The sequence below is a fragment of the Ruegeria sp. D6 genome, assembly GCF_056534365.1.
Genome location: NZ_JBQFPH010000004.1, coordinates 109,357 through 122,614, shown reverse-complemented (window position 1 = coordinate 122,614; position 13,258 = coordinate 109,357). Strand labels below are relative to the sequence as shown.

General features: G+C 52.9%; 13 protein-coding genes. 3 read left to right on the top strand and 10 right to left on the bottom strand.

Annotation, left to right across the window (positions count from 1 at the left end; genetic code table 11):
- Positions 1-1,592: 1,592 nt before the first annotated feature.
- The 9 genes from ACR0A1_RS14680 to ACR0A1_RS14640 all read right to left on the bottom strand — a co-directional run bounded on the left by ACR0A1_RS14680 (position 1,593) and on the right by ACR0A1_RS14640 (position 10,173).
- Positions 1,593-2,606, bottom strand: a complete 1,014-nt coding sequence (locus ACR0A1_RS14680; RefSeq protein ID WP_480868332.1) for an AbrB family transcriptional regulator — start codon at positions 2,604-2,606, stop codon at positions 1,593-1,595.
- Between the two features lie 38 nt (positions 2,607-2,644).
- A complete protein-coding gene (gene rraA / locus ACR0A1_RS14675; protein WP_480753930.1) occupies positions 2,645-3,118 on the bottom strand; it encodes a ribonuclease E activity regulator RraA in 474 nt (157 codons plus the stop codon).
- Positions 3,119-3,124: 6 nt separating this feature from the next.
- A complete protein-coding gene (gene otnC / locus ACR0A1_RS14670) occupies positions 3,125-3,766 on the bottom strand; it encodes a 3-oxo-tetronate 4-phosphate decarboxylase (RefSeq protein WP_480868127.1) in 642 nt (213 codons plus the stop codon).
- Positions 3,763-5,040, bottom strand: coding sequence for a 3-oxo-tetronate kinase (gene otnK, locus ACR0A1_RS14665; RefSeq protein ID WP_480868125.1), 1,278 nt, complete (start codon positions 5,038-5,040; stop codon positions 3,763-3,765). The genes otnC and otnK overlap by 4 nt, the downstream gene beginning before the upstream one ends.
- Before the next feature lie 10 nt (positions 5,041-5,050).
- Positions 5,051-5,695 (bottom strand): aspartate/glutamate racemase family protein, encoded by a 645-nt coding sequence (locus ACR0A1_RS14660; protein WP_480868123.1) that lies wholly within the window; start codon positions 5,693-5,695, stop codon positions 5,051-5,053.
- A 105-nt stretch (positions 5,696-5,800) separates the two neighbouring features.
- A complete protein-coding gene (locus ACR0A1_RS14655) occupies positions 5,801-6,886 on the bottom strand; it encodes an isocitrate/isopropylmalate dehydrogenase family protein (RefSeq protein WP_480868121.1) in 1,086 nt (361 codons plus the stop codon).
- A 50-nt stretch (positions 6,887-6,936) separates the two neighbouring features.
- The gene (locus tag ACR0A1_RS14650; RefSeq protein ID WP_039522586.1) at positions 6,937-8,481 is read right to left on the bottom strand and encodes a tripartite tricarboxylate transporter permease; all 1,545 of its coding nucleotides are present in this window, start codon (positions 8,479-8,481) and stop codon (positions 6,937-6,939) included.
- A 9-nt stretch (positions 8,482-8,490) separates the two neighbouring features.
- Complete coding sequence (locus ACR0A1_RS14645) at positions 8,491-8,922, bottom strand: tripartite tricarboxylate transporter TctB family protein (RefSeq protein WP_039522583.1); 432 nt, start codon at positions 8,920-8,922, stop codon at positions 8,491-8,493.
- 72 nt (positions 8,923-8,994) lie between these two features.
- Positions 8,995-10,173, bottom strand: a complete 1,179-nt coding sequence (locus ACR0A1_RS14640) for a Bug family tripartite tricarboxylate transporter substrate binding protein (RefSeq protein ID WP_480868119.1) — start codon at positions 10,171-10,173, stop codon at positions 8,995-8,997.
- 192 nt (positions 10,174-10,365) lie between these two features.
- Here ACR0A1_RS14640 and ACR0A1_RS14635 point away from each other — a divergent pair, with 192 nt between their 5' ends.
- Positions 10,366-11,289 (top strand): GntR family transcriptional regulator, encoded by a 924-nt coding sequence (locus ACR0A1_RS14635; protein WP_480707736.1) that lies wholly within the window; start codon positions 10,366-10,368, stop codon positions 11,287-11,289.
- Entirely contained in the window at positions 11,286-11,678 is a 393-nt protein-coding gene (locus tag ACR0A1_RS14630; protein WP_170594450.1) for a methylglyoxal synthase, read from the top strand. Before ACR0A1_RS14635 ends, ACR0A1_RS14630 begins: the two co-directional genes overlap by 4 nt.
- A gap of 154 nt (positions 11,679-11,832) precedes the next feature.
- Here the strand turns inward: ACR0A1_RS14630 and ACR0A1_RS14625 are convergent, their stop codons facing one another.
- Positions 11,833-12,318 (bottom strand): GNAT family N-acetyltransferase, encoded by a 486-nt coding sequence (locus ACR0A1_RS14625; protein WP_480868117.1) that lies wholly within the window; start codon positions 12,316-12,318, stop codon positions 11,833-11,835.
- Between the two features lie 287 nt (positions 12,319-12,605).
- Between ACR0A1_RS14625 and ACR0A1_RS14620 the strand changes: the two genes are divergently transcribed.
- A complete protein-coding gene (locus tag ACR0A1_RS14620; protein ID WP_480868116.1) occupies positions 12,606-13,226 on the top strand; it encodes a cysteine hydrolase family protein in 621 nt (206 codons plus the stop codon).
- Positions 13,227-13,258: the final 32 nt, after the last annotated feature.

Here is a 13,258-nt window from a genome sequence, read left to right as displayed (position 1 = left end):
AAGTTCCGATAGCTATCCCTGGCCAGGTTCCGCCTCAACCTACCGGCCCAACAGCGGTTCCGCCACTTGTGCCAACCGCAACGCCAAACCAAATACCAGTCGCAGTTCCTGGTCAGGTCCCACCTCAGCCTACGGGTCAAACTGCTGTGCCACTGCTCGTCCCGACTGCAACACCAAACCAGATTCCGGTCGCAGTGCCCGGCCGTGTTCCGCAACCCAGCGGCACTACAGCGACACCACCGCTTGTCCCAACCGCAACCCCCAATCAGGTTCCCACGGCGGTTCCTGGTCAGGTTCCACAGTTGACACCGAAACCGACGGCAACTCACGTGGCAGTCCCAGGACATCCGAAACCACAAGGCGTCGTGACAATCATGCGCCCTAGGCCGAGGCCGACAACCGGTACTATCCAGCAACCTGGCACAACACAAGTGACCCACCATTTAACCCACCAAAGCAATGCGAAGAAACATGATCACGTCGCAGCAACACCTGGACGACATGACCCGCACGACCTACCGAGATTCCGCAACGCGGCGGCCAAGGAAGACTGGGAATGCGTTGCCAGCGGATTTGGACAGCGCCGGTATGATGCTGGGCGAGGCGTATTGCTGAACAACGGAGCGTTGCGGCACCTCGGAAACGTGGACGCTATGGCAAGGGATGTGCCTGCAAGGCATCCAAAACATTCTGGATGCATTATTTCGGTCAAACGAAAGCAGCGCTGAAGCTCGCATGGTAGGTTTTACTCGGACAATGAGATTAGTCGACCAATAGTTCGTCAATTGTCATCTGGATAATTGGATTTCGTATTGCCCATATTCCCTGGCGTTTACGTTGGCTGACGTAGCCCAAAAATGCTCTGTACCTAAATTTGCCTCAATTAGGCCAACAATCTAAAGTGCCGCACTTCCAAGAAGAGCCTCCGACCATCTGGGACGGTCAGGTCGGGCAAGCGAAACTTTGAACGGCAACTTTGCAATGTCAGCTTTCTGCGCATCGCAGACCTTCGCGAGAATCCAAGTTTCCTTAGAGTGGCCCTTTGCGGGATTGAGAAATGCAAAGGGTCGAAACCACAACGACTAGGCCAAAACTGATTGAATTCGTCGCCAATGCCGACAATCGCGCAGCGCAAAACTGTGGGCGAACTGCGCAAATTTATGGGGTGTGCGAAGTGTTATGCGCAAACCTACAACCGCTGTAGGGACGCGCATAACGCTGCATTCCTATCATTGATTTTATTCAGAAAATCTGGGTGTCTTCGCCCATAATATTGCACAGCATTTGCGCATAAGTTTGCACGATTTGCCCATAAGTTTGCACGGTTCACCATACGCGCTCAATTGTCGATTGACCTAGCGTAGCTCGATCAACTTGAACGCACCAAAACTCAATCAAAAGTGCATTTCAACTGGAATAATTCAACCCAAAACCGAACAACACAACTCAATTGCGAGGTTGTGGTAGATCCCTTTCAATGTAGCGCGGCTCGGTTGGCCTTCTCCAGTCAGCCAACTTGTATTTTGGCGACATACAAGCTTTTGCGGCAAAGGCGGCATCGATTGCTTAGCGAGTGAACTTCATCGGATTCTTCAATGCTCGATATCCCGCTTTGACAGAGCCGCTACGAGGACAGGCGCCAAAACAAGCGCCGCCAAGACCCTAAAAATATGATGCACGCCGACGAACGCAACATCTCGACCAACGCTCACCGCGATGATTGACATCTCCGCCAAGCCTCCAGGTGAATAGGCTAAGACAAGTGCGACCGGGTCTGTCTCCAACACGTTCGCAACAGCCAATGCGCCTGAAAAGGCCACAGAAATCTGGAGAGCGACAACCATGGCCGCTGCACCAAGAGCTGCGATCAGTGCTTTGATGGGCACTCCGGAAAACCGTGCACCAACATTAATGCCTATGAAGATCTGCACCAACGCAGTCACAGAAACCGGAACCTCGAATTCTGTCCATCCCAGCAAGTGGACGGCCGCGCTGAATATCATCGGCACTACCACAATAGGTGCCGGCAGCTTCACCCTACCCCGTGCTAGCATTCCCACAACAATACATCCGATGATCCAAATCCAATCGGTGAACGTGATCGAAGCCAGCTGTGTTTGCGCTTCGGGTGGAATGACTTCGAAGTCTGCAATCAGGTTGATTAGTAGCGGAATCAGCAAAATTGCTAATGCAATGCGCAACGCATGAACGATAGCGACACGAGCCTGATCCGCACCCTTTTGCTCGGACAGCAACACCATTTCGGCAATGCCACCCGGCATTGCGCACAGAGAAGCTGTCAATGCATCAAAGCGCGAAATGCGTCGTAATAGGTAGAAACCCAGGACGTACATTGTTCCAAGGGCTAACAGTAAGAAGGCCAGCGACACCCACCAGGCACCAAAAGAGGAAAGCAACTCGTGCGTAAAGGATGCTCCTAACATCACACCTACAGTTGCTCTTACCAGGTCCAACATAGGGCCCGGTAGTTTGACAGGTAACTGCTTCAACGACCCGGCGATGGTCACCAACATTGACCCGATCATCCACCCCAGTGGAATGCCTGTAAGCGATACAAGCCAGCCAGCAACTGCTGCCGTGACTATGATAGCACCATGCTGTGAGAACTTGGCAAAACTCGAAATCAGACCAATCGCTTCTTGCTATGCAACACGCCGTCCGCGTCGCCGTAAACCCAATCACCAGGATGGAATTTAACCCCACCGAAGGTCACCGGCTCCCCGATTACGCCCCATCCACGTTTCGCGCTTTTGACGGGGCTGGTCGCTAAGGCGAATACCAGAGTGTCCATTTGATTGATTTCGGCACTGTCTCGAATTGCGGCGTTCAGGATGAGACCAGCCCATCCATTTTTGATCGCAAGATCAGCCAACATATCGCCAAGAATTGCAATTCGCGTTGATGCTCCGCCGTCGACAACCAAGACGCGCCCCTCACCGGGTGTTTCCAGTTGCGCCCTAAGTTCCGTGTTATCTTCGAAGCACTTCACTGTCTGTATGTGCGCCGCAAAGAATGGTTTTATCCCGAACTGCCGAAACGGCAGGTGGACAAGTGTAAGCTCTGACGCATGGTGATCGATAAGGTCAGCGGTTTTCATGATGGATTACATCCTTCCGAAAGTATCTTTGAGTTCTGCAACTTGAGCTACATCCAGCATTCGGGTTGGCATACCTCGCAGCGCCAAGAGTAACTTGGCTGTTTCTTCCAGCTCTTCTGCTGCACAGACCGCTGAGAACAGATCCTTCCCTGAAACGACGGGGCCGTGATTAGCCAACAGCACCGCACTATACTGGCCGCCCAGTTCGCGGATCAAATCACCGGAGTTCGGATCACCCGGCTTAACGTATGGAACAAGTTTGACCGTGCCGACGCGCATGACCACGTATGGTGTAAGCGGTGGAATACAGTCATTGGGATCGGTGTCTTCCAGACACGACAGAGCAGTGGCCCAGGTCGAATGCAGATGCACCACTGCACCAGCTTGTGGCCTCGTCTCATAGAAGGCTTGATGCAGAAAAACTTCCTTGGTCGGCTTGTCTCCTGAAACGTGGTTTCCATCCAAATCAATCTTGGCAATACGCTCTGGGTCGATATCACCCAAGGTGGAATTGGTTGGCGTCATGAGGATTCCGTCATCAAGGCGTGCGGAGACATTGCCCGCTGTCCCGACGGAAAAGCCACGTGCAAACAGCGAGGCACACAGTCCCGACATCTGCTGCCGTAAAGCCAATTCTTCAGATCTCATTTACCGACCTCCATCATTCTGAGCGCTTTAGCGAAAAAGTCCGGAGCGCCAAAGTTTCCAGACTTCAAAGCCAGTGCAATGGGTTCAGATTTTCCAACGCTCAGGACTGGCACGCCCGGGTCAATTTCTGGCCCAATTGACATGGCTGGAGACCCCAGTTCCTCAGAGACAGCCTTGGCGACAGCTCCCGACGTCTCTCCTCCCGCCACCACCAATCGCTTGTAGCTCTTCTGAACAAGTTCTCGTGCTGTATCTGCAAAGAGATTGTCCAGCTTTTCCGCCACAGCCACCTGACCGAATTTGTTTTGGATCGCGCGCACATCATCCGGGCTTCCTGATGAATACGCGAGCGGCGCCTGACCCGGATGCGTTTCAAAGAAATCCAGAAGCGTTTGCGTGGTCACTTCCCCGGACATGACACCCGGAACATCGATGGCTAACGTTGGATTGGATTCCGCATGAACATCGATCTGCCCACGGGTTGCACCTGAACATGACCCTGCAAGGATAGCAGCGGGCCCAGTGATACCTGTAAACACACTGCCACCTTTTTTGGACGAAGCTCTTCTGACGAAGTTTCTGGGTAGCCCCAGCGCTATCCCAGATCCCCCAGTAATGAGCTGGGCATCCTTCAGAGCCTCGCCCCAAGCCAGTAAATCCTCGTCCGAGATCGCATCACCGATTACAAAGCGTTCGTTTGCGTTCTGCAACGCATCAGCAATCGCCTCTGGCCCCTGCTTCACGGTGTCAACTGGCACCGACCCAACCGCTTCTTCGGTCTGATGCTGCAACCAACGCCTGATGTTGGCATCCGTCATCGGAGTAAGGGGGTGATTTTCCATCCCGGACTCGTTCAACAGCTTGCCGAGCACAAATAGATGGCCGTGATAGACGGTGCGCCCTGTCGTCGGGAAAGCCGGGCAGAACACAACCTTTTGCGCGCCCAGTTCATTGGCCAGCGCTTCCGCAACCGGGCCGATATTTCCCTCCATCGTGGAATCAAAGGTCGAGCAATACTTGAAGATGAACTGCTGGCATCCTTGATCCTTAAGCCACCGCAGGGCTCGCAAGCTGTCCGCAACAGCTTCTTCGACAGGTGCAGTGCGGCTTTTGAGCGAGATCACACCCGCTTCGATCTCTTCGTTGGCCGGGGTTGTTGGAATACCCGGGAACTGAGCCGTTCGTAATCCACCTTCCGGCTCAACGCCCTTGGCCAAGGTGTTCGCAATATCACTCGCACCGGTAAAATCGTCTGCAATGACACCGATTAGCATTGAACCACCCTCACTGATTGCCTTCGACGCGCCGTCGGATTTCGTGAATCGCCGCCTGTGGACTGGTCAACACTGGAATCTGCACTGTCTTACGGACATCCTCAACGGCGTCAGACATCGAAAACTGGGCTAGAAGAATAACGTCAGCGTCGTTGATACTTGATGCGGTTTCCGCAATCAGGCGATTGTGTTTTTCATCATCACCCGCTTGCTTTGCAGCCAACGCGCCAGAGCAATAGTATAACGTGATCTCCGCATTGCTGCCGCGCGCCCTAGCAGCATCTAGAAATTCCTCTTCCATACCTGCCGCAGCTGGAGGAAAAGAATAAATCATTGCGATGCGATCACCGTATGAGAAAGCCGCATCGAACATCGCTTCATTCGGCTTCATGACTGGGATGAGCGCCTCGAAATTTGCTCTTTCGATTGCGGCTCCGAATGCTGAGCACGTGAACAGTACACCATCTGCGTCAGCGCCTTCCGCATACTGGCAAAGGTCTACGATGCGCCGGAAAAGATCATCGGACAATTCGACTTGCTTAGACCTGTCTAAAGACAACCCCTCTTCTAGGATCGTAATGGTTTCTGCTTCCGGCCAGTGCTCGCGTGCTGCAACTTCGATTGGATCAATCGCAACGCGGGTTGCATGGATCAACGCTAATCTTGGTCGTCTCATAATTGCTCCAGCTCAAGACGGGTGACGCCGCAAGGAGCGACGCCACCAGTTGATGTGGGCACGCTTGCCCACCGGGAGATCCAATCACGCCGGGATCGTTTCCTTGGAGACCATTTCGGCCACAAGCGTCCCGAAGGTGTCGGTGTTTACGGTGCCACCAAGGTCACGGGTGCGCGTTGCAGGATCATCGATGACGGCATCAACTGCATCTGCGATGGTTTGCCCAGCCTCCATAAGCTTCGGAATTCCTCTCTGCTCGCCGAGCCATATGAGCATCATGGCAGCAGAGAGAATAAGTGATGTCGGGTTCGCAACGTTTTGCCCTTGGATGTCCGGGGCGGAACCATGCTGTGCTTGCGCGCAGCATAGGCCAGTTTCGGCGTTTGCATTAATCGATCCAGCGAGCCCCAAGGACCCCGACAATTCAGAGGCAAGGTCCGAGAGAATATCGCCGTAGAAATTAGTCGCGACGACAACATCATATTCGTGCGGTTTTCGAACCAGCAGGGCTGCAAATGCGTCGACAATCAACTCTTCGGTTTCGACTTCAGGGTAGTCCTTCGCCACCTCGCGAAAGCATTCCAGAAACAGGCCGTCGGTCATGAGAAAAGAGTTGGCCTTGTGTATCGCGGCGACTTTCTTCTTCCGTTGCATGGCCAGTTTGAAAGCCTCTCTGCAAATCCGCATTGATCCGTGTCGCGTAATTTTGCGAACCGACAAAGCCATGTCCGGATCGGGCATCATTTCTCCGACGCCTTTGTACATGTTGCGGTCAGGATAGAATCCCTCCGTCGCCTCGCGCATGATCACAAGATCCATCCCGGGCGCTTTGTTTGGTAGAAAGTCACGGCTGCGGGCCGGCCGCACATTCGCATAAAGATCGAGGCCGATACGGAACCCGGCCGAAACATTACGACCTCCTTCAACGACCGGCGGGTAGTCCATATGGGACTGCGTCCCTAAAATGACCCCATCGAACTCAGTTCGTGCACGTTCCAACACGTCGTCACGCAGAGTGATACCGTGGTTCCTGAGGCTGGTAAAACCGGACTCTTCTTCTTCAAACGTCAATCCCAGATCGTACTTCTTGTTGGCGGCCTCAACGACTTCCAAAGTCGCCGCCATGATTTCAGGTCCGATGCCATCGCAGGGCAATGTCATGATACGCATCTTTTGTCTCCTTGTTGGCCGAAGCCAGTCATTCTTGAAATCCGGTGGGTTTAATCCCCCACCGATGCCTCTTCGTCATGGCGCTGCGCATCCATGCGGTCCTTAACCCGACGGCCAACAAACATGGGCAATACGAAACCGGCGATTGCGATAAGCCAGAGGATTATTGCGAGGGGACTTCCCACTAGCGCCAACCAATCCCCGTCCGAAATCGTCATTGCGCGGCGAAGGTTCACTTCCATCTGGTTGCCAAGAAGGATGCCCAAGATGACTGGCACCAGCGGCACGTCGAGCTTGCGTAGAAGCCAGCCTGCAAAACCGAAACCAACCATGAGCATTACATCGAAGGTGGAGCCCGTTATCGAGTAAATCCCAACGAACGAGATCATGGCGACGACAGGCATCAGAATGCGCGTCGGCACCAGCAACACGCGCGTGAACAACCCGACCAACGGAACGTTCATCAAAAGCAGAATGATGTTGCCGATGAACAAGGCCGCGATCAGCCCCCAAACCACGTCCGGGTTCTTTGTAAAGAGCAGTGGTCCCGGGGTAATGTTAAGTTGCAGCAAAACAGCCAACAGAACGGCGGTCGTCCCCGAGCCCGGTACGCCCAACGAAAGCATCGGCACCAACGCGCCTCCAGCGGCCGCATTATTGCCTGCCTCCGGAGCTGCAACACCGCGCGGATCGCCCTTTCCAAAGGATTTCCCATCCCGGTCGACGCTTTGTTTCTCCAGTGAGTACGCAAGGAATGACCCCAGCGATGCTCCGGCACCTGGCAAGACGCCTGAGAAGAAACCAAGACCAGTGCCGCGAGCGATTGAAGGCAAGCAGCGCTTGATCATGCCGAAGTCTGGCAAGATGCGCCCAACTTTCGTCGCGCCAGCTGATCCAACGGCACCGCCACGATGATGTTCGAGAAAAATCAACACTTCACTCAAGGCGAACAAGCCAACGATAGCGATCAAGAAGTCGATGCCATCGAAGAGGTGGATTTCACCAAAGGTGAAGCGCTGCGACCCTGTTTGGCTATCACTGCCAATCATCGCGATACCCAGCCCTAGTGCAGCTGCGAAAGCAGATTTGGCTTGGTTCGTAGAGGACACACCACCCAGTGTCGCAAATGCGACTGTAAAGAGGACAAAGTACTCAGCTGGTCCGAAAAGCAGCGCGATTTTGACCAACTGTGGCGCCAAAATCACCAGGCCAATTGTTGCGACAAACGCCCCAAAGAAAGATGCGATGCCACCCAAAGACAAGGCTTCGCCGGCCTGACCGTTCTTTGCCATCGGATATCCATCGAGGCACGTCATCATCGCGGGTTCATCGCCCGGGATGTTTAGCAAGATCGAACTAATTCGACCTCCGTACATGGCGCCGTAGTAGACACTTGTAAGCAGGATGAGAGATGGGATGGGCCCAAGACCGAGCGAGAAGGCAATCGGAATGAGGATCGCGACCCCATTTGCCGGGCCCAAGCCAGGCAATGCTCCCATCAAAGTGCCGAGGAAGCATCCAACGACAGCAAGGAACAGATTTTGCGGTGACAACGCAACCGAGAATCCATCAACAAGAAGTGCAAGCGTTTCCATGGCGACCCCTCAGAACCCCAATGGTCCTTCGGCCAAAGCAAGGCCTAGGATTAGGTGAAAAACGACGTAGATACCGATGGCTGTCAGCAGGCCTACGACGAGCGACCAAAGCGGAGTGGTTCCCAGTCGCCAGGTTAGGTAGGCAGTTGCAAAGGTTGTCGCGATAACAAACCCAATCTCGGAAAGAGACCATGCGTATAGAAACATCACAGCAGTGGCGAACAATATCTCGGCAAAGTCGCGCAACCCTGGCCACTTAGGCTCTTCATCCGGGCGGATTATGAAGTAGAGCGACGTAAGGCCTAACACGGTGCCCACGATGTAAGGAAAGGCGCGCGGACCCACGACATCGACCATGAAACTGTCTTTGATGATCGATGCGGCCCAAATATAGAATATCGCAAGGGCCAGCCCGAAACCGCCGAAGATGCGGTCACTCATAGTTTCCTCCCAGATTTCCGGAATTTATTTTAGGTGCCCAACCAGATGCGACCGGTTGGGCAAGCATGACATTTATTGGATGATACCGATCTCTTTCGAGAGCTTGGTCACGTCCGCAATACTGCCCTCAACAAAGGTGTACATGTCGTCGCCAAAGTTGTTGAACGGCTCAATAGCAGCTGCTTCGAGCTCTGCCTGGAACCCAGGATCCTCGGTCAGCGTAATGATCGCGTTCTTCCAGAACTCTTTAGCTTCGTCAGTTGCACCAGCCGGCATGTAAAGGCCGCGCCAGTTCGCGCCAACGACGTCGAAGCCTTCCTCCTTTGCAGTAGGAATATCCGGATAATTCTTCAGACGCTCAGGAGCCAGGATCGAGATTACCCGGATATCACCCGACTCTAGGAAGCCCAGCATCTCGGAGAAATCTCCAGACAGCGCCTCGACCGAACCAGAAAGCAGGCCGGTCATGGCTTCACCGCCACCATCGAACGATACATATTTCATCTGGGTAACATCTTCGAGGCCAGCTTCGCGGGCGACCAACATGGGCTTGATGTGGTCAAAACTGCCCACAGACGAACCACCCGCGATCCCAACTGATTTTGGATCAGCGACAATGTCATCCATCATCTGAGACAGAGAGGTGTATTTGGAGTCTGCGGGAACAGCGATGGCTCCATATTCAGCTCCGAAAGTCGCAAGAAAGTGCACGTCATCCTGTTGGGCGCCTTCGTAAATGCCCTGCGCAATTCGAGCGCTGGTACTCATAGAAGCCGCAACGATAAGGTTGTTGTCTTCGTTGCGCTCTTTCGTGACATGCGCGAACGCAACTCCACCGCCCCCACCGCTCATATTGGTAACCTGCATCGAATCCTCGATGATCCCGAGATCGAAAAGATACTTTGCTGTTGTCCGACAGATGAAGTCCCATCCGCCACCGGGATTTGAGGGCGCAATGCATTGCGGGCTTTCAGCTTTGAATTCGGCGGACGCGCCAGTCACGCCGGCAACGGCTGCCGCAGCAGCAATGGCGCCGATGCGAGTAAATTTCATGAACACGGGTAATCCTCCCCAGTTTTCCAAGTGTTTTTCAGCGCGAATCCCGCACTGGCTATTTTGATTGCATATTGATGCGCAAAAAGCCAATCTTATTTTGCTTTTTTTAATCAAAAAAACCAAAATGATCGAACGAGCTATTTCCCGACACCTTTCAAGTATATGTTTTATTATGTGTTTTCGAAGAATCGGCACTCACCTGAAATGAAAGAACTTCGCTCAAACAGTCATAAAACCAATCCAATTTACGCGAACATCATCGTCTCAGCAGTGTAAAATCCACCTTCCTTTGGCTTTTTACGTGTAGAAAACCTAAAATTTGGCTGTATGTTAGCTGTCAGATGCAATCTACGTAGGTGAGAGCGGCAAGAGGAGTCAGGCGTACCGATGCGAGCCAGCGAATTGTCAAAGAAGATATCGAACCGTCTTTTGCATGATATCGTTGCGGGTACACTTGAAGGTGGCCAGCATATAAGCGCTCAGCAAGTCGCCGACAGGTATGGCGTATCCAGAACCCCAGTGCGCGAGGCGCTTATATCCTTAGAGGAAAAAGATGTTCTCATCCGCCTGGAAAACCGCGGGTACTTTGTGGCCGACAAGTTGCCTCCAGCCATCAAAGAAAACCTGGATACTGTCGACCCGAGCGAACTGGACGAATACCAACTGCTTGCAAACGATTGGCTAACAAATGAAATTCCAGAAGAAGTTACTGAGCAGTTCTTAAAGCAGAAGTACGGCTGGACTAAAGCTAAGGTCGGAGAACTGTTGATCCGCGCTTCTCGAGAAGGTTGGGCTGAACGCAAAGAAGGCTACGGCTGGCGGTTTCTTCCAGTCGCAAAAACACCCGAGGCATTTGATGAGATTTACAGGTTCAGAATGGCGATAGAACCAGCCGCCATGCTGGAGCCCTCGTTTGAACTCGATCACAAAGTCCTGGATGAACAGCGGCGCATTCAGCAGGGAATGCTCGATATGGATATGGACGCCGTTAATGGAGAAGCGCTGCTAGAAAGCGGGGCTCTATTCCATGAGGAGCTCATCAAGTTGTCCGGAAACCCGTTCTTTCTCATGGCACTCCAACGCGTGAATAGAATGCGACGCCTTATGGAGTACCGAGCCGAAGTGAACCATCAACGATTGATAGAACAATGTACTGAGCATCTTGAAATCCTTACACTCCTGGAATCCGGTAACACCGTGGATGCCTCCTACAGAATGCGGCAACATTTGAGTGGCGCACTTAAGCGTAAGTCTCCGCTGGCATGGAGTTGGGCTACGGACACTTCAACACCGAGGAAAGCAACATCATGAGCAATGGGAGCGACGGTCCAAACGGCCGCAACCGAGTCGCGCTTGTGGCGCATGATCAGATGAAAGACACAATGGTCGAGTGGGCCAAATCCCACAAAACCGCATTGAGCAAGATGGAGCTTTTTGGGACTGGCACGACCGGCGGGCGAATTGCAGATGAAGTCGGCGTACCTATCAAGCGTCTCAAAAGTGGTCCGCTGGGAGGCGACGCTCAAATCGGCGCTATGATTGCCGAAGGGAAGCTCGACACACTGATCTTTTTCATTGATCCACTATCAGCGTTGCCACACGACGTCGACGTAAAATCACTTCTTCGACTGGCTACGCTGTACAACACTGTTCTGGCTATCAATGAAGCGACTGCCTCGAAGGTCATAAGCGAGGCTTAGTCCAAACGAAGCGACTGCTCCACTAGGAACTATGATTGCTTTGGGCTTGACGCTGACGTTCGCCTGAATATCGCGAGCGATTGCTATACGGACGAAGGGGAAATCCTACCGCTAGGTTGAATTTCCACTCACCGTGGCTCAACCAAACAACGGTTCAAAGTTGCATAGACATTTCGTGCCAAGTCATTCCTCCATGATCAGAGGTTGATGGACGCAGATAGTTGTACCCAAATCTCTGATAAAGCGGGACGTGATGCTCTTTGCACATAAGGTAGATCGCGGATTTGCTCATTTTTCTCATGCGGCCGACGAATTCTGTCATCAATGCCCGCGATAGGCCTTGTCCTTGATGCGCCGGATCCACGACGAGAGACAAAATAACGACATTTGGCGCGCCGGGGTCATGCCCTACAAGTTCTTTGAATTCCTCGTCAGACATTTCGACGTCGTATGCACATCCGCAATTCACAAAGCCGACGATCTCGCCTTCGACCTCAAGAACAAGGAAACCATCGGGATAGACCTCGATTCTCTTTGCTATCTTTTCGAGGGTAGCCGCTTCGCCGCCTTCATAGGCATCAGTCTCGATCTCAAAGCATCGAATTGCATCAGAGGGTTGAGCGTTTCGAAATCTGTTCATGCATTTACACTAAGAACGATGGGTCAAGTTGTATAGCCGCCGTCGGTATTGCTAGCACCATTGCTCAATCTGCGCTCGGCGCAGACACTCTCTGCACCTACCCCTGGCGGCGGCTTTGCGGGCAATGTTGCCCTAGGCGCGGACACATGCTTTTCATTCCACAACAACGCAGCACACCCTTGACCGTAATCAGTTGCACATTTAGTCAAGTTTGATCTGCCCGCTGGGACGACCCGGCCAAGCAAGGGCGTTTTTTTCAGGACGACCTGGCAAATTAGAGGTCGAACATGACAACTAAAACCAAACAAGCCAGGAAACTGATCGAGGGTAGACCTGCCCTAATCGTAATCGACATTCAAAAGAGCACATTTATTGATGACAGCGAAGTACGCTCCATCGACAACATGCCGGGCTACAAAGATCGCATGATCGCTGCACGTGATTTGGTTGACGCCGCGCATGAGAGCAAAGTGCCAGTCATTTTCATCCAAGAAGTCCATCGTCCCGATAGGATAGACTTCGGCCGTGAGCTGGATGGTGACGAAGACATACACTGTCTCGAAGGTGATCCAAGAACGGAAGTTGCAAAAGATGAGATGGGATATCGCAAAGGTGACTACATCGTACCGAAGCGACGGTATTCTGCATTTTTTGGCACCGATTTCGAAATCCTGCTGCGCGGTTTAAAGGTAGACACACTTTTGTTGTGCGGCGGGCTGACAGATGTTTGTGTGCACTACACATTCGTCGATGGCCACCAATCAGACTACTTCTGCCGCGTAGTAGAAGATTGCGTTGGCGGGTCATCTGTCCAAGCCCATGAAGCTGCTCTCAAAGCAATGGAGTATCTACAAACCGGCGCTGTTCAGAGCCGAAAAGCAGTGATCAAGGCCATCTCGTCGCTCTAAATTGCAATCGAAACGTTAGTGCCAGTTGGGAT

Excerpts from the sequence above, each read along its gene's own strand:
- ACR0A1_RS14655 (WP_480868121.1), bottom strand. The coding sequence starts at position 6,886 with ATGCGTATCATGACATTGCCCTGCGATGGCATCGGACCTGAAATCATG.
- otnK (WP_480868125.1), bottom strand. The coding sequence starts at position 5,040 with ATGCTAATCGGTGTCATTGCAGACGATTTTACCGGTGCGAGTGATATT.
- ACR0A1_RS14625 (WP_480868117.1), bottom strand. The coding sequence starts at position 12,318 with ATGAACAGATTTCGAAACGCTCAACCCTCTGATGCAATTCGATGCTTT.
- ACR0A1_RS14645 (WP_039522583.1), bottom strand. The coding sequence starts at position 8,922 with ATGAGTGACCGCATCTTCGGCGGTTTCGGGCTGGCCCTTGCGATATTC.
- ACR0A1_RS14650 (WP_039522586.1), bottom strand. The coding sequence starts at position 8,481 with ATGGAAACGCTTGCACTTCTTGTTGATGGATTCTCGGTTGCGTTGTCA.
- otnC (WP_480868127.1), bottom strand. The coding sequence starts at position 3,766 with ATGAGATCTGAAGAATTGGCTTTACGGCAGCAGATGTCGGGACTGTGT.
- ACR0A1_RS14630 (WP_170594450.1), top strand. The coding sequence starts at position 11,286 with ATGAGCAATGGGAGCGACGGTCCAAACGGCCGCAACCGAGTCGCGCTT.
- ACR0A1_RS14635 (WP_480707736.1), top strand. The coding sequence starts at position 10,366 with ATGCGAGCCAGCGAATTGTCAAAGAAGATATCGAACCGTCTTTTGCAT.
- ACR0A1_RS14620 (WP_480868116.1), top strand. The coding sequence starts at position 12,606 with ATGACAACTAAAACCAAACAAGCCAGGAAACTGATCGAGGGTAGACCT.
- rraA (WP_480753930.1), bottom strand. The coding sequence starts at position 3,118 with ATGAAAACCGCTGACCTTATCGATCACCATGCGTCAGAGCTTACACTT.